The 22,445-nt window shown below is 68.1% G+C and carries 17 protein-coding genes and 1 pseudogene; 11 read left to right on the top strand and 7 right to left on the bottom strand.

What is annotated here, in order from left to right; genetic code table 11:
- The first annotated feature begins 41 nt into the window (after positions 1 to 41).
- The 4 genes from AC4JJG_RS01410 (at position 42) to AC4JJG_RS01395 (ending at position 5,743) form a co-directional block, all read left to right on the top strand.
- Positions 42 to 2,336, top strand: a complete 2,295-nt coding sequence (locus AC4JJG_RS01410; protein WP_495399295.1) for an MMPL family transporter — start codon at positions 42 to 44, stop codon at positions 2,334 to 2,336.
- Positions 2,290 to 2,979 carry a TetR/AcrR family transcriptional regulator gene (locus tag AC4JJG_RS01405; RefSeq protein WP_495399296.1) on the top strand — a complete coding sequence of 230 codons (690 nt, stop codon included), beginning with the start codon at positions 2,290 to 2,292 and terminating at the stop codon, positions 2,977 to 2,979. Before AC4JJG_RS01410 ends, AC4JJG_RS01405 begins: the two co-directional genes overlap by 47 nt.
- 129 nt (positions 2,980 to 3,108) lie before the next feature.
- Positions 3,109 to 3,972 carry a Bax inhibitor-1/YccA family protein gene (locus tag AC4JJG_RS01400; protein WP_495399297.1) on the top strand — a complete coding sequence of 288 codons (864 nt, stop codon included), beginning with the start codon at positions 3,109 to 3,111 and terminating at the stop codon, positions 3,970 to 3,972.
- Between the two features lie 250 nt (positions 3,973 to 4,222).
- On the top strand, positions 4,223 to 5,743 hold the full coding sequence (locus AC4JJG_RS01395; RefSeq protein WP_495399298.1) for an MDR family MFS transporter: 1,521 nt from the start codon (positions 4,223 to 4,225) through the stop codon (positions 5,741 to 5,743).
- Between the two features lie 213 nt (positions 5,744 to 5,956).
- Here the strand turns inward: AC4JJG_RS01395 and AC4JJG_RS01390 are convergent, their stop codons facing one another.
- The gene (locus AC4JJG_RS01390; protein WP_495399299.1) at positions 5,957 to 7,180 is read right to left on the bottom strand and encodes an acetyl-CoA C-acetyltransferase; all 1,224 of its coding nucleotides are present in this window, start codon (positions 7,178 to 7,180) and stop codon (positions 5,957 to 5,959) included.
- Positions 7,181 to 7,322: 142 nt separating this feature from the next.
- Here AC4JJG_RS01390 and AC4JJG_RS01385 point away from each other — a divergent pair, with 142 nt between their 5' ends.
- Complete coding sequence (locus AC4JJG_RS01385; RefSeq protein ID WP_495399300.1) at positions 7,323 to 7,919, top strand: dihydrofolate reductase family protein; 597 nt, start codon at positions 7,323 to 7,325, stop codon at positions 7,917 to 7,919.
- Between the two features lie 15 nt (positions 7,920 to 7,934).
- On the opposite strand, the gene AC4JJG_RS01380 is transcribed toward AC4JJG_RS01385, so the two are convergent.
- Positions 7,935 to 8,870, bottom strand: a complete 936-nt coding sequence (locus tag AC4JJG_RS01380) for an SGNH/GDSL hydrolase family protein (RefSeq protein ID WP_495399301.1) — start codon at positions 8,868 to 8,870, stop codon at positions 7,935 to 7,937.
- 55 nt (positions 8,871 to 8,925) lie between these two features.
- Between AC4JJG_RS01380 and AC4JJG_RS01375 the strand changes: the two genes are divergently transcribed.
- Genes AC4JJG_RS01375 through ilvA form a run of 3 tightly spaced genes read left to right on the top strand, consistent with a single transcriptional unit; the run spans position 8,926 to position 12,729 of the window.
- The gene (locus tag AC4JJG_RS01375; protein ID WP_495399302.1) at positions 8,926 to 10,323 is read left to right on the top strand and encodes a cystathionine beta-synthase; all 1,398 of its coding nucleotides are present in this window, start codon (positions 8,926 to 8,928) and stop codon (positions 10,321 to 10,323) included.
- Between the two features lie 10 nt (positions 10,324 to 10,333).
- Positions 10,334 to 11,506, top strand: coding sequence for a cystathionine gamma-synthase (locus AC4JJG_RS01370; protein ID WP_495399303.1), 1,173 nt, complete (start codon positions 10,334 to 10,336; stop codon positions 11,504 to 11,506).
- Positions 11,507 to 11,529: 23 nt separating this feature from the next.
- The gene (gene ilvA, locus AC4JJG_RS01365) at positions 11,530 to 12,729 is read left to right on the top strand and encodes a threonine ammonia-lyase (RefSeq protein ID WP_495399304.1); all 1,200 of its coding nucleotides are present in this window, start codon (positions 11,530 to 11,532) and stop codon (positions 12,727 to 12,729) included.
- 83 nt (positions 12,730 to 12,812) lie between these two features.
- Here the strand turns inward: ilvA and AC4JJG_RS01360 are convergent, their stop codons facing one another.
- Positions 12,813 to 13,214 carry a winged helix-turn-helix transcriptional regulator gene (locus AC4JJG_RS01360; RefSeq protein ID WP_495399305.1) on the bottom strand — a complete coding sequence of 134 codons (402 nt, stop codon included), beginning with the start codon at positions 13,212 to 13,214 and terminating at the stop codon, positions 12,813 to 12,815.
- Between the two features lie 65 nt (positions 13,215 to 13,279).
- On the opposite strand from AC4JJG_RS01360, the gene AC4JJG_RS01355 reads away from it, so the two are divergent.
- Positions 13,280 to 14,617, top strand: coding sequence for an MFS transporter (locus AC4JJG_RS01355; protein WP_495399306.1), 1,338 nt, complete (start codon positions 13,280 to 13,282; stop codon positions 14,615 to 14,617).
- A gap of 7 nt (positions 14,618 to 14,624) precedes the next feature.
- Positions 14,625 to 15,329 (top strand): DUF1345 domain-containing protein, encoded by a 705-nt coding sequence (locus tag AC4JJG_RS01350; RefSeq protein WP_495399307.1) that lies wholly within the window; start codon positions 14,625 to 14,627, stop codon positions 15,327 to 15,329.
- Positions 15,330 to 15,339: 10 nt separating this feature from the next.
- On the opposite strand, the gene AC4JJG_RS01345 is transcribed toward AC4JJG_RS01350, so the two are convergent.
- On the bottom strand, positions 15,340 to 15,861 hold the full coding sequence (locus AC4JJG_RS01345; protein ID WP_495399308.1) for an SRPBCC family protein: 522 nt from the start codon (positions 15,859 to 15,861) through the stop codon (positions 15,340 to 15,342).
- A gap of 59 nt (positions 15,862 to 15,920) precedes the next feature.
- Here AC4JJG_RS01345 and AC4JJG_RS01340 point away from each other — a divergent pair, with 59 nt between their 5' ends.
- Positions 15,921 to 19,244 (top strand): AfsR/SARP family transcriptional regulator, encoded by a 3,324-nt coding sequence (locus tag AC4JJG_RS01340; protein WP_495399309.1) that lies wholly within the window; start codon positions 15,921 to 15,923, stop codon positions 19,242 to 19,244.
- Here AC4JJG_RS01340 and AC4JJG_RS01335 read toward each other — a convergent pair.
- The 3 genes and pseudogenes from AC4JJG_RS01335 to AC4JJG_RS01325 all read right to left on the bottom strand — a co-directional run bounded on the left by AC4JJG_RS01335 (position 19,226) and on the right by AC4JJG_RS01325 (position 22,442).
- Positions 19,226 to 20,064 (bottom strand): annotated as a pseudogene (locus AC4JJG_RS01335) (ABC transporter permease). The gene AC4JJG_RS01340 and the pseudogene AC4JJG_RS01335 overlap by 19 nt on opposite strands.
- Complete coding sequence (locus tag AC4JJG_RS01330) at positions 20,064 to 21,059, bottom strand: ATP-binding cassette domain-containing protein (protein ID WP_495399310.1); 996 nt, start codon at positions 21,057 to 21,059, stop codon at positions 20,064 to 20,066. Before AC4JJG_RS01330 ends, AC4JJG_RS01335 begins: the two are co-directional and overlap by 1 nt.
- A gap of 45 nt (positions 21,060 to 21,104) precedes the next feature.
- The gene (locus AC4JJG_RS01325; protein ID WP_495399311.1) at positions 21,105 to 22,442 is read right to left on the bottom strand and encodes a glycosyltransferase 87 family protein; all 1,338 of its coding nucleotides are present in this window, start codon (positions 22,440 to 22,442) and stop codon (positions 21,105 to 21,107) included.
- Between the last annotated feature and the right edge of the window lie 3 nt (positions 22,443 to 22,445).

The raw sequence follows: 22,445 nt of genomic DNA, 5'->3' as shown, positions 1-22,445 counted from the left end.
GTTAACTTAACGTCGATAAGTCATCGTGTGGGGGAGGAACCATGATCGATCGAATGACCCGGGTGATCCTTCGGTCGCCGCGTGCGGTGCTGGGCGCCGCGACACTGCTACTCGTCCTGGCCGGGATCTTCGGCGCCACCGCCGCCCAGCATCTGCTGTCCGGTGGCTACAACGACTCGTCGTCGGAATCCGCTCGGGCCGAGCAGATCCTCGACGAGGTCTTCGATCGCGGCGGAGTGCAGGTGGTCATCAAACTCGACGCGCCCGCCGGCACCGACGTGACCACCGACCCGCGCGTCCGGGAGGTCGCCACCGGGATCGTCGACGATCTGTCGTCCGCCGAATCCGTTCGGCCCCAGATCATTTCGTATCATGGCAACCCGGCACTGGCGCCCGCGTTGGTCAGCAGGGACAAGTCGTCGACGCTGATCATCGCGAACATGCGGGGAACCGACGACGAGGGACGGGAGGCCTCCGCCGCGCTGGCCGAGCGCTACACCGGTGAGCGACAGGGCATCTCGGTCCGCGTCGGCGGACAGGGAATGGTCTTCCATCAGGTCAACGAACAGACCTCGCGCGATCTGGCCATCGCGGAGGCCATCGCGATTCCGATCACCTTCGTCGTCCTGATCGTCGTCTTCGGTGGTCTCGTGGCGGCTGCGGTGCCGGTGGCGATCGGCATCATCGCGATCATCGGGACACTGGCCCTGCTGCGCCTGATCGCCATGGTCACCGACGTGTCGATCTTCGCGATGAACCTCACCACCGCAATGGGTCTCGCACTCGCGATCGACTACTCGCTGCTGATCGTCACCCGCTACCGCGAGGAGGTGGCGCGCGGCACGTCGCGGCCGGACGCGATCCGGATCACCATGTCCACGGCCGGCCGCACGGTGGCCTTCTCCGCGGTCACGGTCGCGTTGTCGCTCGCGGCGCTCGTCGTCTTCCCGATGTACTTCCTGCGGTCCTTCGCCTACGCGGGCGTGGGCGTGGTCATCGTCGCCGCGATCGCCTCGCTGGTGCTGACGCCCGCGCTGCTCATGGTGCTCGGCGACCGTATCGATTCGCTCGACGTCCGACGCGCGATCCGGCGCCTGCGGAAACGCCCCGAACCGGTCGCGCGTCCCATCGAGGACACCCGCTGGTACCGGCTGGTGCAGTTCGTCCTGCGGCGGGCCCTGCCGATCGCGGTGGTCGTGTCCGCGCTGTTGCTCGTGCTCGGCGCGCCGTTCCTCGGCATCCGTTTCGGTTTCCCCGACGACCGGGTGCTGCCGACTTCGGCGAGTTCACACGAGATCCAGCAGGAGATCCGGGACGACTTCGATCGCAGCCTCACCTCCGTCGTCACGGTCCTCGTGCAGGGCGACACCGCCGAACCGGCGATGCGGAAGTACGCGACCGAGTTGTCGCGGGTGGCCGATGTGGACTCGGTGTCGTCGTCGGCGGGCATCTTCACCGACGGCAGGCAGATCGGTCCGGGGGACCCCGGAGACACCAGGGACGGCGTCTCGGTGATCTCCGTGTCGACGACCGTCGACGCGATGAGCGAGCAGGGCGGGCGGCAACTCGACGACCTGCGCTCGGTCGCGGCCCCCGCCGGCGCGGCGACGATGTTCACCGGGCTGGCCGCCACCAACTCCGATGCCGTCTCGGCCATCTACAGTCACCTGCCCTGGGTGCTGCTGATCATCGGGGTGGCGACATTCATCCTGCTGTTCCTGTTCACCGGAAGTGTGATCCTGCCCCTGAAGGCGTTGGTGCTCAACGTGTTGTCGCTGTCGGCGACCTTCGGTGCGATGGTGTGGATCTTCCAGGACGGACATCTCGGGGGCCTCGGCACCACGCCCACCGGATACCTCGTGTCGACCATGCCGGTCCTGATGTTCTGCATCGCGTTCGGATTGTCGATGGACTACGAGGTCTTCCTCCTCGGGCGCATCCGGGAGGAGTGGCTCGCCTCCGACCGTTCACGCGCGGCCAGCGATCACGCGGTGGCCGTCGGCATCGCCCGCACCGGCAGGGTGGTGACCGCCGCGGCACTGCTGATGAGCATCGTCTTTGCCGGGATCGCGGCTTCCGGGGTCTCGTTCATGCGTATGTTCGGTGTGGGGCTGGCGCTCGCCGTGCTCATGGATGCGACATTGATCCGGCTGCTGCTGGTACCCGCGTTCATGCGGCTCGCCGGACGGCTCAACTGGTGGGCGCCGGGGCCGTTGCGCCGACTGCACGACCGGATCGGATTGTCGGAGGGTGGCCCGGCCCCCGCTGTGACGAGTGAGCAGGAGAGCGATGACGAGCGGAACGAGACGCAGCCGGTCACCACGCGGCTCGGGTGAACTGCTCGCCGACGAGATCCTCGACGCCGCAACGGAACTGCTCGTCGAGCAGGGTGACGACGCATTGATGTCCATCCGGTCGGTCGCGGCGCGCGTCGGTGTGACGCCGCCGTCGATCTACCTCCACTTCGCCGACAAGGACGCGCTGCTGGACGCGGTGTGTGCCCGCTACTTCGAACAACTGGACCACGCACTCGCGGCCGCGGTGGCCGGTCTCGACGATCCGATGGACCGGCTGATCCGCCTGGGGCTCGCCTATGTGCGTTTCGCTCTGGACACCCCGGTGATCTACCGGATCGCGTTCCGCGGCACGCGTGCGGGTCAGGACTGCAAGGTCGACGAGGTACTCGCGGCACTGGCCTTCGGGCGGCTTCGCGACGAGGTCGGAGCGCTTGTGGCGGCCGGCCTCATCCCGCCCGGCGACGGCGACGACGCGGTCCTCGAGTTCTGGGCGGCCGCACACGGGATCGCGTCACTGATGATCGCGAAGCCGACGCTGCCGTGGGGCGACGATCTGCACATCGCCGAGGACCTCCTGCGCGCGACCGGGCTGGGCCGCATCATGCTCGACGACCCCGAGGGGCGGCTCGACGACCCGTCGGTCCTCCGTGAGCTGCGTCAACGGGTGATCGGGGGCCGGTGAGCACAGAGAAGGTCAAGAAAAGGTAAAGTCGGAACTCGACCGCCTTCGTGCGCGTTGGAGTAGTAGCCAACAAGTCAGTTGCGGTGGGAACGACAAAGCAGCACCCCAACAAGCAAAAGGAGCACATTCGTGCGAGAGAGCAGCAATCCGGTTATGCGCGGTGTGGTCCGCGATAACCAGACCGGTGTTGCCGGCTTCGGTGCCGGAGCGGCCGCTGCCGGTCAGGGCGCCATGTTCAACCAGTACGGGCAGCAGACCGATCCGTATGCCCAGATGCCGCAGGCCCCCGCGGGCAGCCGGCAGTTGACCGTCGACGACGTCGTCACCAAGACCGCCATCACGCTCGGCGTCCTGACGATCTCGGCGATCGCCACATACTTCCTCGTCAACAACAACGAAGCGCTCGCCGCACCGCTGATGCTCGTCGGCGCGCTCGGCGGACTCGCCCTCGTGCTCGTCGCGAGCTTCGGGCGCAAGCAGGACAACCCGGCCATCGTGCTCGCCTACGCGGTCCTCGAGGGCCTGTTCGTCGGCGCGATCTCCTTCGTCTTCGCCAATGTGATCGTGACCGACGACGTCTCCGCCGGAGCGCTGATCGGACAGGCCGTCCTCGGCACGTTCGGCGTGTTCTTCGGCATGCTCGTGGTGTACAAGGTCGGCGCCATCCGCGTCACCCCGCGCTTCACCCGCATGCTGTTCGCGGGCATGGTCGGCGTGATCGTGTTGATGCTCGGCAACCTGGTGATGGGCTTCTTCAACGACGGCGACGGCTTCGGCCTGCGCAACGGCGGACCGCTGGCGATCATCTTCTCGCTGGTCTGCATCGGCCTCGCGGCATTCAGCTTCCTGCTCGACTTCGACACCGCCGACCGCCTCATCCGCGCCGGTGCGCCGGATCGCGCGGCCTGGGGTGTCGCCCTCGGCCTGACCGTGACCCTGGTGTGGCTCTACGTCGAGATCCTGCGTCTGCTGAGCTACTTCAACTCCGACTAGTCCAGACCCGTTCCGGGTCGTCGAGAAGCCCCGTACCCCGTGGTGGTGGTGCGGGGCTTTTCGGTGCGCGGGTAAGGGTGCCGGATAAATGCGTGGCGGGTGGTCGGTGCCGATTGATAGCGTGCCGCCCATGAACTGAACGGTGGGGCGGCGCGAGGCGATGAGTATTCGGGACGCGCCCGGTCAACACTCTCGACAACATCCAACCCCGCCGCGGTCCGTCGCCGCGCCCGGGGGCGAAAGGACCACCATGCGTTCCACCACCACGAGTTCCACCGTGAGCGCCGACGACCGACTCGCCCGATCCGACATCATCGTGATCGGGGTGCTGCTCGTCGCCTCCTTCGTCGTCATCCTCAACGAGACCGTGATGAGCATCGCGATCCCGGTTCTGCAGAAGGACCTCGGCGTCGAACCCAGCACCGGTCAGTGGCTGACCACCGCCTTCATGCTGACGATGGCCGTGGTCATCCCGCTGACCGGATTCCTGATCCAGCGTGCGGGCACCCGCGTGCTGTACGTCGTGGCGATGTCCGCATTCTCCGTCGGCACCGTGATCGCCGTCGCCGCACCGGGATTCGAGGTGTTGCTGATCGCGCGGGTGATCCAGGCCGTCGGAACCGCGATCATGCTGCCGCTGCTCATGACCACCGTGATGACGGTCGTACCCGAACATCGTCGCGGCGTGATGATGGGCAACATCTCCGTGGTGATCGCGGTGGCGCCGGCACTCGGGCCGACGCTGTCGGGATTCATCCTCGACCATCTCGGCTGGCGCTGGATCTTCGGTGTCGTCGCACCCATCGCGATCGCGGCGCTGGTGGTCGGCGCCGCGCTGATCCGCAATGTCGCAGAACGGGTCTCGACGCCCATCGATCTGCTGTCGGTACCGCTGGCCGTCCTCGGATTCGGCGGTCTCGTCTACGGTCTGGCCGGCATCGGCGAGGCGGCGAACGGCACCACCACGATGCCGCTGTGGATTCCCTTCACCGTCGGCGCACTGGCCCTGGCGGCCTTCGTCGCGCGACAGATCCTGCTGGCCCGGCGCGACCGCGCCCTGCTCGATCTGCGGGTGTTCGCGTCGCGGCCGTTCACCCTGTCCATGGTCGCGATCGTGGTGGCGATGGCGACCATGATGGGCACCTTCATCGTCGTGCCGTACTTCGCGCAGGCGGTGCTCGGGCTCGAACCGTTCACCACCGGCCTCATCACGCTCCCGGGTGGCCTGCTCATGGGCATCGCCGGACCGATCGTCGGCCGCGTCTACGACAGCCGCGGGCCGCGAATCCTGGTGATACCGGGCGCGATTGCCGTCGGCGTCGGCGTGTGGATGCTGGTGCGGATCACCCCGGACACCTCGGTGTGGTGGCTCCTCGCCTCGAACATGGCACTCTGCCTGGGCCTCGCCGCGACGTTCACCCCGCTCATGACGCTCGGCCTCGGCTCGGTGCCCGCCCGCCTGTACTCGCACGCCTCCGCGGTGCTGGGGACGTTCCAGCAGGTGGCGGGTGCGGCCGGAACCGCGTTGTTCATCACCATCATGACGGTGGTGGCCACCGACCATCAGGCGGCCGGAACCGTTGCCGACCAGGCGATCACGAACGGTGTGCAGCGGGTCTTCGTGGTGGCGGGCGTGCTGAGCATCGTGCTCGTCGCCGTCGTCGCACTGGTCCGGCGTCCGGACGCCCAGGACGAGGAGATCGTCGGGGGAGCCGCGGACGACGACGATCCGGTGGCCGACCTCACCGAGGACGAGCGAATTCCCTGCTGAGACAAGGCGACTCGTCGATGCAGGGGTGGGTCTCGATACGGCGGCTCGCTGCGCTCGCGGCCTACTCGACCAGCGAAATGTGTTGACTCGCCGGCGGTTTCGCGGCTCGCTGCGCTCGCGGCCTACTCGACCGGCGGATAATTTCGCCGATCGAGTAGGCGCGGACGAGCGTGCGAGTTCGCGGCGTATCGAGATCTGTTGCCGCGCTCCGGATCAGCTGAGGCGTTCGAGCACCATCGCCATGCCCTGGCCGCCGCCGACGCACATCGACTCGATGCCGAAGGTCTTGTCGTGGGTCTGCAGGTTGTTGAGCAGGGTGGTGGTGATGCGGGCACCGGTCATGCCGAACGGGTGGCCGAGGGCGATGGCGCCGCCGGACACGTTGAGCTTGTCGTGGTCGATGCCGAGCTCGTTGGCCGAGCCGAGCACCTGCACCGCGAAGGCCTCGTTGATCTCGACGAGGTCGATGTCCGACAGCGACATACCGGACTGCCGCAGCACCTTGCGGATCGCCTCGATCGGGCCGAGACCCATGATCTCCGGCGACAGGCCGGTGGCGGCGGTCGCGACGACGCGGGCCAGCGGGGTCAGACCGAGTTCCTTGGCCTTGGTGTCACTCATGATGACGAGCGCGGCCGCACCGTCGTTGAGCGGGCAGGCGTTACCGGCGGTGATGGTGCCGTCCGGCCGGAAGACCGGCTTGAGCTGGCTGATCTTCTCGTAGGTGGTTCCGGCGCGGGGGCCGTCGTCGGTGGTCACCTGGGTGCCGTCGGCGAGAGTGATCGGATCGATCTCGCGGGCGAAGAAGCCGTCGGCGATGGCCTTCTCCGCGCGATTCTGGCTGAGCACACCCCAGCGGTCCTGGTCCTCGCGGGAGATGCCGGTGTAGCTGGCGACGTTCTCGGCGGTCTCGCCCATGGCGATGTACACGTCGGGAACCAGGCCGTCCTCGCGCGGATCATGCCACTTCGGGCCACCGCCCTCGGCGGCCTTCGCGGTGCGGGCCATCGCATCGTCGAAGGCCGGGTTCTTGGAATTCGGAGCGCCGTCGGCACCGCCGGAGATGCCGAAGCTGGAGACGCTCTCCACACCGCCGGAAATGAGGACGTCGGCCTCGCCCGCCTTGATCGCGTGCAGGGCCATCCGCGTGGTCTGCAGCGACGACGAACAGTAGCGGTTCACGGTCACGCCGGGGATGTGGTCGTAGCCGAGTTCGACGGCGATCACACGTCCGATGTTGTAGCCGCCCTGACCACCGGGCTGGCCGATGCCCCAGTGGATGTCCTCGATGTCCTTGGGATCGAGGGAGGGAACCTTGGCGAGAGCCGCGGCGACCATCTGGCGGGAGAGTTCGTCGGGCCGGACGTCCTTCAGGGAACCTTTTCCGGCACGGCCGATCGGGGAGCGGGCATGGGCAACGATGACTGCTTCAGGCATGGGGCCAGATTACCCCTAACGCTTGCTTGGTCGGTTCGCGCCGTCGGTGAGCGGGACTCCCGGTGTTCCGCGGTCGTCTTGCGATGACTTTCCGCCGGCGCCGCGGTCAGTAGTGGAGGAGCGCGACGACCGGGAGGACATCATGACCATCACCACCGCCGACATCACGATCACCCTCGACGGTTTCGTCGCCGGACCGGATCAGTCCGAGGCGGATCCGCTCGGCGTCGGTTTCGAGCGAGCACACCGCTGGATGTTCGAGGCGGCGCAGGAAAACGCCGCCGAGGTGGCCGCTGTCACCGGGCACGACGCATACATCATGGGCCGCAACATGTTCGGGCCCGTACGGGGAGAGTGGCCGGACGATTCGTGGCGCGGCTGGTGGGGGCCGAACCCGCCGTATCACGCGCCGGTCTTCGTTCTGACGCACCATGCGCGCGCCCCGATCGAGATGGACGGCGGCACGGTGTTCCATTTCGTCACCGACGGCCCGGAGCAGGCGCACCGGCGCGCCACGGAGGTCGCGGGACCGGACGGCACCATTTCCATCGGGGGTGGTGCCCGCACATTGCGGCAGTACCTGGCCGCGGGACTGGTGGACCGGCTGCGACTCCACGTCGCGCCTCTCGTCCTGGGGGCGGGTGAACGCCTCTTCGACGATCTCGTCGATTATGAGCTGCGCCCCGTCGACGCCCGTGCGACGACGGCAGTCACCCACCTGACGTACGAACCGCGGTAGCCGCCGCGGCCCCGCTCAGCGGGTGACGAGCCTGCGAATCCGGCTGGTCAGGCGATTCTGCTCGACGGATTCGGACACCTCGGGCGGCTCCGGGAGCGGTGTCGGACCCCATTCGCCGATGGCGGCGAGGACCTCGGGCAGCAGGATCTCCGCGGCGAGCGTGTACCCGGCGGCCGACGGGTGATAGCGATCCGGGGAGAACATGTGATCGGGTTTGGCCAGGAATTCCTTGGCCAGGAGGTCGGCGAGCGGGACGGCCCGCCCGCCCGCCGAGCGGACCGCGTTCCGTTGGGCGGCGGCCAGCCGTAATCCCCAGCGCCGCAAGACGGTTCGCAACGGCTGCGGGATCGCGGTGATGACCCCGAAATCCGGGCATGTACCGACGACGACCTTGGCCCCACTGCCGACCAGCACCTCGACGGCGGCGCCGAGCCTGCGTGCCGAGGCGCGGATGCCGTTGCGTGCCGTGACGTCGTTCGCGCCGATCAGGATGACGGCCACATCGGGCTTCTCGCGTGCGATGAACATGGCCTCGACCTGAGCGGCGAGTCCCTTGGAGGTGGCGCCGACGATCGCCTTGTTCGCGTAGCGCACCGTCTTGCCGGTCTCGGCGACGACGCGGCGCGCGAGTTGCACGCCCGGGGTCTCGTCGGCGGTGTCGGAGCCGAGTCCGGCGGCCGTCGAGTCGCCGAACACCGTCAGATACAGGTCGACCGGAGTGGACCGCGTGTACCGGTGCGGGCCGCTGCCGTCGGGCAGGTACACGCCGTCGCCGTCGGGTGCGTTGTCGGTGCGGTGCGGGATCACCGTGCGGGCCGTCGCGGCCTGCGCGTTCAGATAGTTGAGGGCGGCCCAGTAGGCGCCCGCGCCCGCCGCGGTGGCGCCGGCGCCCGCGCCCACATCACGCAGGACCCGTTTGTACGACCCCACCCTGGTATTGCGTCCGGACACGACCACAGCTTAGTCCGGGTTCCACTGTTTCCCCGTTCTCTGGGACGATGGACACATGCGCATCGCGAATCACGTGATCGACCTCGTCGGCAACACCCCGCTCGTCAAGCTCAACTCGGTGACCACACCCGGATCCGGGCTGGTCGCCGCCAAGGTGGAGTACCTCAATCCCGGTGGCAGTTCGAAGGACCGCATCGCCGTGCGGATGGTCGATGCCGCCGAGGCGTCGGGGGAACTCAAGCCGGGCGGCACCATCGTCGAACCGACGTCGGGCAACACCGGAATCGGGCTCGCCCTGGTCGCGCAGCAGCGCGGCTACACGTGCGTCTTCGTCTGCCCGGACAAGGTGGGCGAGGACAAGCGCAACGTGCTGCGCGCCTACGGGGCCGAGGTCGTGGTGTGCCCGACCGCGGTGCCGCCGGAACATCCGGACAGTTACTACAACGTCTCCGACCGCTTGGTGCGGGAGATCGACGGGGCGTGGAAGCCCAACCAGTACGCCAACCCGGCCGGACCGCAGAGTCACTACGAGACCACCGGTCCGGAGATCTGGGCCGACACCGACGGGAAGATCACCCATTTCGTCGCGGGCGTTGGTACCGGCGGCACCATCACCGGCACCGGCCGGTACCTCAAGGAGGTGTCGGGCGGGAAGGTCAAGGTCATCGGCGCCGATCCGGAGGGTTCGGTGTACTCGGGCGGCACCGGACGGCCCTATCTGGTGGAAGGTGTCGGCGAGGACTTCTGGCCGGACGCCTACGACCCGAGCATCCCCGACGAGATCATCGCCGTCTCCGACGCCGACTCGTTCGAGATGACGCGCCGCCTGGCCCGTGAGGAGGGGCTGCTGGTCGGCGGGTCCTGCGGCATGGCCGTCGTGGCCGCGCTCCAGGTGGCCGAGCGTGAGGGCCCGGACGCGGTGGTCGTGGTCCTGCTGCCGGACGGCGGTCGCGGCTACATGGCGAAGATCTTCAACGACGAATGGATGAGCAGCTACGGCTTCCTGCGGTCGCCGCTGGACGGCAAGGCGAAGGGTGAGCCGCTCGTCGGTGACGTCCTGCGCGGCAAGTCCGGCGCCCTGCCCGATCTGGTGCACACGCATCCGCAGGAGACGCTGCGCGACGCCATCGAGATCCTCCGCGAATACGGCGTCTCGCAGATGCCGGTCGTCGGTGCCGAACCGCCGATCATGGCGGGCGAGGTCGCGGGCGCGGTCACCGAGCGCGACCTGCTGAGCGCGGTCTTCGAGGGTCGTGCGAATCTCGCCGATCCGGTGTCGTCCCACATGGGGGAACCGTTCCCGCTCATCGGATCCGGTGAACCGGTGTCGGCGGCCACCAAGGCGTTGGGGGAGTCCGATGCGCTGATGGTCGTCGAGGACGGCAAGCCGATCGGCGTCATCACCCGCCACGATCTGCTGGCGTTCGTGTCCACCCACCCCATCGTCGGATAGGAGTCCTCCCATGAGTGAACGCAAGAGCGCCGAGGATTCGACCCGGTGGCAGGGCTTTTCCACGCAGGCCATCCACGCCGGGTATGAGCCGGATCCCGCGACCGGCGCGGTGAACGTCCCGATCTACGCGAGTTCGACCTTCGCCCAGGACGGTGTCGGCGGCATGCGCGGCGGCTTCGAGTACGCCCGCACCGGCAATCCCACCCGCCAGGCACTCGAGGCCAACCTCGCGGCCATCGAGAAGGGTTCGTACGGACGGGCTTTCGCCTCCGGCATGGCGGCCACCGACGCGTTGCTCCGTGCCACACTGCGGCCCGGCGATCATCTGATCATCCCGAACGACGCCTACGGCGGCACCTTCCGGCTCATCGACAAGGTGTTCTCGCAGTGGGGGATCACCTATTCGGCGGTGCCGATCACCGACATCGACGCGGTGCGCGGCGCGGTCACCGGGTCGACCAAACTGATCTGGATCGAGAGCCCCACCAACCCGCTGCTCAACATCGGCGACATCGCCCGGCTGGTCGAGGTCGCGCATGAGAACGGCGCGAAACTGGTGGTGGACAACACCTTTGCCTCGCCGTATCTGCAGCAGCCGCTGACGCTGGGTGCCGACGTGGTGCTGCACTCGACGACCAAGTACCTGGGCGGTCATTCCGACGTGGTGGGTGGCGCCCTGGTCACTAACAGCGAAGAACTCGACGAGGCCGTCGCCTTCCTGCAGAACGGTGCGGGCGCGGTACCCGGTCCCTTCGACGCCTACCTGACCATGCGGGGCATCAAAACCCTTGCGGTGCGGATGGATCGGCACTGCGACAACGCGGAGAAGATCGTCGACTACCTGAGCACGCACCCCAAGATCGACAGTGTGCTGTACCCGGGACTGCCCATGCACCCGGGCAACGAGGTGGCCGCCAAGCAGATGCGCCGCTTCGGCGGCATGGTGTCGGTGCGCGTCAAGGGCGGCGCGCAGGCGGCACAGGACTTCTGCGCGCGCACCGAGGTGTTCACGCTCGCCGAATCGCTCGGCGGCATCGAATCCCTCATCGAACACCCGGCGGCCATGACCCACGCGTCGACGGCCGGATCGCTCCTTGAGGTGCCCGACGACCTGGTGCGTCTGTCGGTCGGCATCGAGGACGTCGGCGATCTGCTCGGGGACCTCGACAACGCCCTGGGCTGAACCGGATTCGTCGCGAGCACCGGATGCTGATCACTCGGTCCGAGATCGATTCGGCCACCGCCACGCTGCGCGGGGTGATGCGCCGGACCCCGATGGTCGCGTCGCGGGTGCTGTCCGAACGCCTCGGCTGCGAGGTCTGGCTGAAATGCGAGAACCTCCAGCGCACCGGATCGTTCAAACCCCGTGGCGCCTATAACCGCATCTCCCGGCTTGACGACGCCGAACGCGCCCGCGGTGTGGTGGCGGCGAGCGCGGGCAACCACGCGCAGGGAGTCGCCTGGTCGGCGACCCGGCTCGGCATCGACTCGCGTGTCTACATGCCCACCGGGGCGTCCCTGCCGAAGATCGCCGCGACGAAAGCCTATGGCGCGGAAGTGATCCTGGAGGGCAACACGGTCGACGACGCACTCCTGGCCGCCCGGCGGTACGCCGACGACACCGGCGCCGTGCTCATCCACCCCTTCGATCATCCGGACATCGTCGCCGGGCAGGCGACCGTCGGTGTGGAGATCGTCGAGCAACTCCCGTCGGTGGACGCCGTCGTGGTGCCCCTCGGCGGAGGCGGTCTGCTCGCCGGGATCGCCGCGGCGGTCACGCCGCGAAGCCCCGACACCCGGATCGTCGGTGTGCAGGCCGCGGGCGCGGCGGCCTGGCCGCTGTCCCTGGAGGAGGGCCGCCCCGTCGCGGCGTCGGCCATGAACACCATGGCCGACGGCATCGCCGTGGCGCTGCCCGGGCAGGTGCCCTTCGCCCACGTGTCCGAACTCGTCGACGACGTCGTCACCGTGGGCGAGGAGGCACTGAGCACCGCCCTGCTGGTGATGCTGGAACGCGCGAAGCTGGTCGTCGAACCGGCGGGTGCCGCCGGTGTGGCGGCCGTGCTGTCACGAGATCTCGATGTATCCGGCACGGTCTGCGTCGTCGTGTCCGGCGGGAACATCGACCCGTTGCTGCTCAGTCACGTCACCACTCACGGCCTGACGGCAGCCGGCCGGTTCCTCACGCTCACCGCGACAGTCTCGGACCGGCCGGGTGGTCTCATCGAACTCCTCACGCTGCTCCGGGATCTCGGTGCCAGCGTGGTCGACATCGTGCACTCGCGGGTCGCCGACGACCTGTTCCTGGGCGAGGTGCAGGTGACGGTCAGCATGGAAACGCGTGGCCCCGACCATCAGCGGGAGGTTCGCCGCGCCCTGGCATCCGGCGGCTTCCTCCGCGAGTGATCGGCACGATTCGCTGCTGAAGACATCGTCGTGAGGACCCTCCGAGGGCATATTGCCCTCGGACACCTCTCAGGACGAGGTTTTCAGCAGCTGTCGCCGCCCGCCCGCTTCCGGTGCCAGGCGGCATATTCACGTCCCCAGGCCGCCATGGCGTCCAGTGCCTGTCCGGCCGAATGTCCCAGCGCGGTCAGCCGGTACTCGACCCGGGGCGGGACCTCCGCGTAGACGCGGCGGTCGATGATGCCGTCCTGTTCGAGCTCACGGAGCTGGCGGGTCAGGACGCGTGGTGACGGATCGCCGATGGCCCGGCTGAGCTCACCGAAACGCAGCACCCCGCGGGACTCGAGCTCGTGGAGGATGACGGGTTTCCAGGCGCCGCCGACGACCGCCACCGCGATCTCCGCCGAGCAGCGTTCCGCCCAGTCCGCGACTACCTGCTGTGTCCTGGGCCGAGGTGCAAGTGCTTCACCTGCATGGCTATCCATATCGTCAGTATGTCACCACAAGATCAGTACTTGCCGGAAGACAAGTGCGCTCCGACGATGGTGGAGTGACCACCGACTGCGATCGTCCCGCCGTGCATCCCGGCCACCGTGGGCCGGGCTACCTTCTCCTGGTTCCGCTCATGGCGGGAATTCTGGCCGGTGCTCTCTCGGTCAGCATGATCAACACGGCGATTCCCCGCATCGCGGACGACGTCGGCGCCGACGCCGCGGGCAGCGCATGGATCGTCGACGTCTACCCGCTCGTACTGGCCACGTGCATCGTCTTCGCGGCACGCCTCGGGGACCGGATCGGTCGACGCACCACCCTGCTGATCGGTCTGACGATCATCGCGGTGGTCAACCTCGCGGCCGCGTTCGCCGTGACACCCGCCATGCTCGTGGCGGCGCGAGCCATACTCGGATTCGCTGGAGCACTAGTCGTCGCCAGTGTGGTGGCGACCATCATCGTCGTGTACGAGGGACGCCGCCGCCTGCTGGCCAACGCCGTATGGGTCTCCGTCTTCGGTGCGGGCGGGGCTGCGGGGCCGGTGCTCGGCGGCGTCCTCACCGAGATCTGGGGCTGGCGTGCGGTCTTCGTCGTCGCGGTCCCGATCGCGGCGGTCGGCATCGTGCTCACCCCGCTGCTGGTGCCCGAGTCGCGATCGGAGAGCCGATCCCGGTGGGATGTACGGGGATTCGTGTACTCGTCGGCGGCCGTGGCGGCGATCGTGTTCGGTGTGCAGCACGTGGTCGTCGAGCCGCTCCTCGGTATCGGGGTGGCGGTCGCGGGCATCGTCGGACTCGCCGCCTTCATCCACCGCGAGAGGAGTCGCGAAAAGCGCGGTGCCGGAACACTTCTAGCGGTGGGGTTGTTCGGCTCCCGGATCTTCCGGACGGCGTTCGCTCGGATGTTCGTCGCATCCGGGGCATCCTCCGGGACCGCCTACCTGGCCGGCGTGTATCTACAGTCGGATGAGGGGCGCACCCCCGTCGGCGCGGGCCTGGCACTGCTCCCGCTGGCGCTGGGAGTGGTTGCGGGCGGCGCGATCACACCGCATCTCACCCGTTACGTGTCGCGGCCATGGGCCACCCGCGCGGCGCTGGCCGCGCAGGTGGCCGGATTGGCCGTGCTGGCGGTGAGCGGCCCGGGGATCGTCGGCCTGACCCTGGTGGGGCTGGGCTTCGGTCTAGTGGGCGCGCTCGCATCGGCAACCCTTTTCGATGCGACTCCGCGATCGCGAGCAGGTGACGCGGGAGCCCTGCAGGAGATCGCCTTCGCGCTCGGTGCGGGAACCGGCGTGGCGGTATTCGCCGCAGCCGCATCGGTGGCGGGCGGAGATGGGTTCACGGTGGGCATGGTGGTGGGCGCGGTTCCGGCCGCGGTGGCGGCGGCCCGACGATGATGGCATCGTGACGGCGGCAGGCGCGACGGCGGGCCGTACGCCGCAACGGATCGAGGGCGGAGGAGCGCGGGTGGACGCAACGAAACTCCGTGGTCTCGCATCGCTGCTGGGCGCCGGCGTCGAAACGCTGATCTTCGTCGCGGCGATCGTCTTCCTGATCAGCAGTGATCTTCGGGCGCTGCTCACCTGGGAGGCGCTGACCGCGGTCTACCTGATCGTCGGTGTCGTGGTGGTCTGGCCCGGCAGGCCGAAGCAACGGATCGCCCGCGCCCATATCCGTGCGGTGGCGCGGTGGCAGTGGGTGCCGCCGCTGATGTCGTCGGCGGTCGGTGCGAATGCCGCGATCATGGCGCTGGTGCTGCGCGGGCAGGACGATCGGTCCGGCGAACGCACGGTCCTCATCATCGCGGCCGTCGTCGGCATCGTGTTCTCGTGGATGCTCCTGCAGATCGCCTTCGCCGACATCTACGCGGTCCTCGACGTCGTCGACCGGGACCGAAGCGGACTCGACTTCCCCGAGGATCGGCCCCGCTCGACCCTCGACTATCTGTATCAGTCGTTCACGCTCGGTGCGTCATTCGCGACGTCGGATGTGGGGGTGACGACGACCCGAATGCGCCGCGCGACAGTGATCCACAGCGTCATCTCGTTCTTCTACAACGCCCTCGTGGTCGCCGTGGCCTTCCAGGTGATCCAGGGGCTGGCGACCTGACGAGCGTCGCTCACACCTGAGGTGTCAGGTGCGCGAAATGGCGCAGGGTGTCGGTCTCGACCGTCCCGAACACCTTGGACGCCGTGGGGCCGGAGAAGGCGGTGACCGCGCGTGCCGAGGTGGACAGTTCCAGTGCGAACAGCCAGATGAGGCGGCAGCCCACCTCGGCGGGCCGGATCTCGGTCAGTTCCCCGAAGCGACGAAGACCCGGCGTCGACGCGTTGAGGACGTGAAAGGCGTTGCGGTAGTTCCCGGTTGACGGGTCCTCGTCCCACAGGAAGAAGTGTTCGCTCAGGCCGGCGAGGCCCGCACCGAGCGACGCCTTCCGTGTGGTGCCCACGCCGTAGGGTGCCGGTGAGGTGAACTCGATGGAGGTGATGGCCCGGCACCAGTCGAGAGTGTTCTGCCGGGTCAGCTCGGACCACGCCCGTGCCGGACTCACCGGGAGGTTGACGTCGATCCGATAGGTGACTGGTGCGGTTTCGAAGAACTCGACACCGTCGATGGGTTCGAGGACGAAGGAGCGTGCCATGGCTTCATTCATACACGGACCACGGTCGCCCAGTCGGCGGGTCGGGCTAACCTGGCTGGGTGTCCGTGCCGGGAGAAGCGACTGTGATCGGCCTGCTCGGACCCGTCGCGGTGGGTTCGGGGTCGCCCGATGATCTGCGCCCGGTCGCGGGTCTACGGGCCCGGCGGTTGCTCGTCGCACTGGCGCTGGCCGACGGCCGCACCTGTTCCACCGACCGGCTCATCGACGAGGTGTGGGCGGACGATCCGCCACGGTCCCCGTCGTCGGCGCTGCACACGCAGGTGTCGCGACTGCGGCCGCTGCTCGGGACCGGGCACATCGAGGCGGTCGGCAACGGATACCGATTGACCGGCTGCCGAACCGATCTCGACATTGTCGAGAACCTTGCGGCGTCCGGCGACCCCGTCGACCTCGACGATGCCGAGGCGTGGTGGCGCGGCGCCGCGGGGGACGACCTGGGCGATGACGACGGCACGGTGATCACCGACGTCCGTATGCGGGCCGGGCGGCTGCGCGCGGAGCTGGATCGTCGCCGCCTGCGCGTGGCGCTGGACCGCGCCGACTTCGTCACCGCCCGCGAGATCGCGTCCGCGCTGTGCCGCGACGACCCGCTCGACGAAACCGTCCACGTCGACCTGATGCGCGCCTATGCGGGCGAGGGACGAACGGCCGAAGCGCTGTCGGTCTTCGCGCGGTTACGGCGTGCGCTGTCGGAGGAACTGGGTGTCGATCCCGGACCGTCGGCCACCGCCCTGCACGCCGAGCTATTGGCCGCCGAGGGTCACGAGAGTTCTTCTGTCCCAACGTTGTCCGAGTCGTCCGAGTCGGCCGGAAGATCGAGGCGCGGAAGGGTCGTCGGCCTGGCGGGCGAGGTCTCGGAGATCATCGGCCGTGACGCGGACATCGATGCCATCGCCGCGTTGGTCGGGCAGCGGCGTCTGGTGACCATCCAGGGGCCCGGCGGCGTGGGCAAAACCCGGGTCGCCGGGCGTGTCGGACACGCGGCGGCGGACACGGGACGGCCGGTCTACTACGTGCCGCTCGCACCAGTTCGTGATGCCGACGACGTGGTGCTCGCGGTGGCGGCGGCGCTCGGCGTGGGCGAGGTGGAGATCGGCTCGGGCGGACGTCCGCGGCTCGCGGTCGGTGATCTGGCGGACCGGCTGGTCGACGCGGTGCGCGGTGAGCGGGCCGTGGTCATCCTGGACAACTGCGAGCAGGTCGTCGAGCGGTGCGCGCAGGTGGTCGCGGATCTGCTTGTCGCAGAACCGACCCTGTCCGTCCTGACCACCAGCCGATCGCCCCTGCAACTCGCCGGCGAGTCCATCTATCAGCTTCCGGTGCTCGATTCCGGACCGGACGGGGCCGCCGTCGCACTGTTCGAGCGCAGGGCACGGGCGATCCGCCCGGACGCGGACCTGCCGCGTGACGCGGTGGCGCAGTTGTGCCGCCATCTCGACGGTCTGCCGTTGGCCATCGAACTGGCTGCGGCACGTATCCGGACCATGTCGGTGGACGAGATCGGTGCGCGCCTCGACGAGCGTTTCGCCTTGCTGCGTGGCACCGACCGCACGGCACCGGATCGTCACCGCACCCTGTACGCGGTCATCGAATGGAGTTGGGAACTCCTCGATTCGGACGCGCGGACCGCCCTGTGGCGCCTGTGCCGGTTCCCCTCCGGATTCACGGCGGAGGCAGCCGGAATCGTGGTGGGGTTCGGTGGGGTACGGCTCGACGACGTGCTGGAGGCTCTCGTCAATCAATCGCTCCTGACCGTGATCGAGGTGGGCGGCCGGACGCGTTTCCGCATGCTCGAAACTGTGCGTGAGTTCGGCGAGGAGCAACTGGGACGGGCCGATGATCCCGGCGAGTCATCCGCGGTCACCCATGCGATGCGACGGTGGGCACGCGATTTCGCGGTCGACGCGGAGGAGCGGTCCGAGAAATCAATCGACGCCGAACTCTTCGATCATGTGGCGGCCGAGGTGGACAATCTGGTCTGGGTGGTACGGGAGTGTGCCGATTCGCTTCCGCCGGACGAACACCGGAACGTCGTCGACCCCGACGCGGTGGAGACCGTCGTGACCGTGTTCCCGGTGCTCGGCGCGCTCTGGATGGCGCGCGGACTGCACGGTGAGATCATGACGTGGGGACGCAGACTGATCCGCATATTGCCTCGCCCACCGCAGAACATCGACGAGAACCTCCGTCACCGTTGGCAATTCACCGTCCTCGCATCCACCGCACATCTGACGCTGCAGCGGGATCTGCGGGGCATGGCAATCGGCCGTGCCCGGCTGCGGAATCTGTACCGGGCGGAGCGTCGCCTCACCGAACCGACGGACCTGCTCTCCGCCTGCGCACTCAGCCGCACGACCATCGGTGCGCTGCGGCTGATCTGGCGCGCTGCGGACGAGGCAGGCGGACGTGTGCAGACGTCCGCGCTGACGATCCGGATGAATGTGCGGGAAAACCACGGCGATCTGGAGGCTGCCCTCGCCGATGGTCACACCGTGCGCACATCGCCGGTGGCACAGCATGATACGTGGCTGTCGTCGATGGGCGACATCAGTGTCGGGATGGTGCACGGACAGCAATGCGACTGGGAGGCGGCGGTGTCGCTGTACCGGTCGGGAATCGTCAACCTGCGCAGACTGGGCGCCCGCGACGACGAGGTGCAGGCGGGTGCGTATCTGGTGGCCGCGCTGATCGGTCTCGGGCGAATGGACGAGGCACGCGTCGAACTCGAGCGTCTCGCCGACGGTTGGCATCCCGACGACCCGGATCCGCGTGGCAATCCGGAAGTGCTCGCGACCATGATGCTGGCACATGCGGAATACGACGCTGCCCTGGGGGATACGCGACAGGCCACCGAATTGTACTGGCGCGCGGCCCATCTCCTCGATGCCGAACATCCCCTCGGATCGGACGACCCGGGCATGGTGATGCTGGTCTCGGTGGCCACGATCGGACTGGCGCGTCTCGGTGACGAGGACCGGGCACGCGAGTTCCTGCCGGTCCTGGCCGACGGCGTGACCAAGAGTTTCGGTCCGGCGGGCTGGCACGACATGCCGCAGTGCGGGGTGGCAGCTCTGGCCGCCGGTCTGGTGATCGCGACGACCGAACCGGATCGGTCCGACGGCCCACGGCTGCTGGCACTCTCACGTGTCCTGCGGGCACGCCGCGATTTCCCTTCGGTTCAGCTGGCCTTCGACCGGATGGCGCAGACGTCCGGATTGCCGGCCACGGCATGGGATGCGTTGCGGTCCGAGACCGCAACGCTGACGCGGCGCCGGGCGGCGGACGAGGTCCGCACCATCCTGGCGCCGCGATTGAGCAAGGATCCCAAGCGGATCCGGCTCGATCAGGTGTTGCGCATGTAGGCGCGCACCGCGAGCGGGGCGAAGACCACGGTGATGACGGCAGCGCCGACGAGCGCGTACACGACGTGGACACCGACATGGCCATTGGCGGTCAGCTCACGGATCGCCGTGACGAGGTGACTGACCGGGTTGGCGTTGACGAAGGTCTGCAACCAGCCCGGCATCGTCTCCACCGGCACGAAGGCGTTCGACATGACGTCAGCGGGAACATGATGAGCATCGAGACACCCTGCACCGCAGAGGCCTTGCTCATGATGCAGCCCATCAGTGCGAAGATCCACGACACGGCGAAAGCGCACACCATCACCAGCAGGACCGAGCCGATCGCACCCCAGAAGTCGGGTCGCCATCCCATGATCAGGCCCATCACCATGGTCAGCACCGTCGCCACGAGGTAGCGGATCACGTCGGCGAGCAGCGCTCCGGCCAGCGGGCTGATCCGGGCGATGGGCAGCGACCGGAAACGGTCGAAGACCCCCTTGTCCATGTCTTCCCGCAACTGGGTGCCGGTGACGATCGAGGCGACGATCACCGTTTGCACCAGGATGCCGGGAATGATGACCGGAAGGTACTGCTGCACATTGCCGCTGATCGCCCCGCCGAAGATGTAGGTGAACATCAGGGTGAAGATGATCGGCTGGATCGTCACGTCGAAGAGCTGCTCGGGATTGTGCCGGATCTTCAGGACGCCGCGGTAGGCCATCGTGAACGACTGGCGAATCGTGTCGGCCAGGCTCACAGAGGTTTTCGCGCGGGTGCGCGGATCGGCGATACGGATGGCCGCGGACGGCGCAGCGGAGTCGATGGTCGTGGTGGTCATCAGGCCACCTCCTTGTCGGTGATGTCGCCGGCGGCCTGATCGTCGGCGGGCTTGCCGGTGATGGTGAGGAACACCTCGTCGAGACTGGGCTTCTGCACATTGATCTCGTCGATGGTGATGTCGTTGTGGCGCAGGGCGATCAGGATGTCGGGCACCAGATCGGGCCGTTGCAGACCGACCGACACGCGGGCGGCCTCGGGGCTGAGGGTCGGGGTCTCGTCGAGAACGGACTCGACGATCCGGCACACCGCTTCGGCATCGGTGCGGTGCGCCGGAACCAGGTGGAGTGTGCTCGATCCGACGGACTGCTTCAGTTCGTCGGCGGTGCCGTCCGCGATGACGCGACCGTGGTCGATGACCGCGATCCGGTCGGCCAGTTGATCGGCCTCGTCGAGATACTGCGTGGTCAGCAGCACCGTCGAGCCCTGCTGCACGAGATTGCGGATGGTCTGCCACATCTGGGCGCGGGTCCGCGGGTCCAGGCCGGTCGTCGGTTCGTCGAGAAACAACAGGGGCGGGGTGTCGATGAGGCTGGCCGCGAGATCGAGGCGCCGCCGCATGCCACCGGAGAAATTCTTCAGTGGACGATTCGCCGCGTCGGTGAGTGCGAACTCCTCGAGCAGTTCGTCGGCGCGGCTGCGTGCCGCGGGTCGCGACAAACCGAGCAGCCGGCCGAACAGGATGAGATTCTGCGATCCCGTCAGATCCTCATCGACCGAGGCGTACTGACCGGTCACGCCGACCAGGGAACGCACGGCCACGGCATCGTTCACCACGTCGTACCCGAAGACCTTCGCGCCGCCGCCGTCGGGCCGGAGCAGGGTGGCGAGCATGCTGACGGTGGTCGTCTTCCCGGCCCCGTTCGGCCCGAGTACGCCGTAGACCGATCCGTTCGGCACGGCCAGATCCACGCCGTTGACGGCGCGGGTCGATCCGAAGTGTTTGACCAGACCCTGGGCATCGATCGCCAGGTCGGTCGCAGGTGTGTATGTCATGCCGACGAGGATGCGTGGTGCCTCTGTCGTCGGTCTTACACGGCCTTACGTGGCGGCGTCGGCAGCGGTCGCGGGGCGTCGGAGCAGTGGATATCGCGGCCGGCGGCGGCCGTGGACCGGGCCCCTGCGGGTTGCGTAGGCGAGGCCGAACAGCATCATCGGCACGATCAGATAGCCGAACCGCCCGACCGGGGCGAGGAGGAAGAACACGCTGAACGTGAACCCGGCGTAGGTGGCCGCCGCGGAGAATCCGGCGGGCGGTCTGCGCAGCAGCATGATTCCGATGGCCACGATGCAGATGGCCATCACGGCCAGCGCGACCCGGGTGCCCGCGGTGCCGAAGTGGCCGGCGAGCAGGACCCCGGGCATCGGGCTGCGGGCCGGTGTCGCGACCGCACCCCGGCCCGTGGGGAATTCGAAGACCTGAGCGATGGTGTCGCCGATCGACAGCATCGCGGGTATCAGGAAGACCGCCGTGGACCCGAGGAGCGTGCCGCAGAAATGCGTGACGGAGCGGCGTCCGAAGCGGGTCAGCAGCAACATGATCACGATCGGGAAGGCCAGCAGCGCAACCCATTTGATCGCGACGGCGGCCCCGAGGACGACGCCCGCCCAGCCCGGACGCGCGGTGGCGGCCAATGCGAGCGCGAAAACGAGAAGTCCGGCGATCGGCAGATCGACGCCGCTGGCACAGAGTTCGAGGGCGATCGTCGGCGACGCGACCAGAATCGCCGCGATGTGGATGGGCCGGTCGGTGTGGCTGCGCAGCAGGCGGAGCGCGCCCCACAGTGCGCCGAGTGCGGCGAGAGCACACCAGATCCGCGGATCGCCAAGGGCATTCCAGGCCGGATGGTCGGAGAAGCGGACGAGATGCGAAGGAATACCGAACACGGCCATCATCGGCAGGTAGGGATTGATGTCGCCCAGGTCGCTCGCATTCGGAAGATACGGGACGCCGCTGTCGACCAGCAGTTGTCCCGACCGGCTGATCACATCGACTTCGTTCTGCATCTGGTGGTGGCCGTCGAGCAGCACGATGAACGGGACGAGCAGCGCGCCGACACCGGCGGCGACCCGTGCCAGCCGGCGTTGCGAATGACGAAGCAGCGCACGGAGTCCCGCGGTCATCGGCGGTAGCGGGATCACCGAGATCAGTGCGGCGGTGAGATATCCGATCACCGCCGAGTGCGCCCAGGTGATGTGTGCGTCCAGGCCGGACCAGCGGAACACACCGTATGCGCCGAAGCCGAAAGCGAGATATAGGACGGCCTCGGCCTGATGGTCGCGGATCACGGTCGGCAGACGCCGCAGAAGAGCCACGATGCGCCTGGTGTGCGCCGGTGACGGCGCCGTCCGCCCGTCCCACCCGATACCGGCTGTCATGTC

The organism is Gordonia sp. B8661-1 (assembly GCF_059427765.1).
The sequence above is the reverse complement of the archived record's forward strand: the minus strand, read 5'-3'. Positions and strand labels throughout refer to the sequence as shown.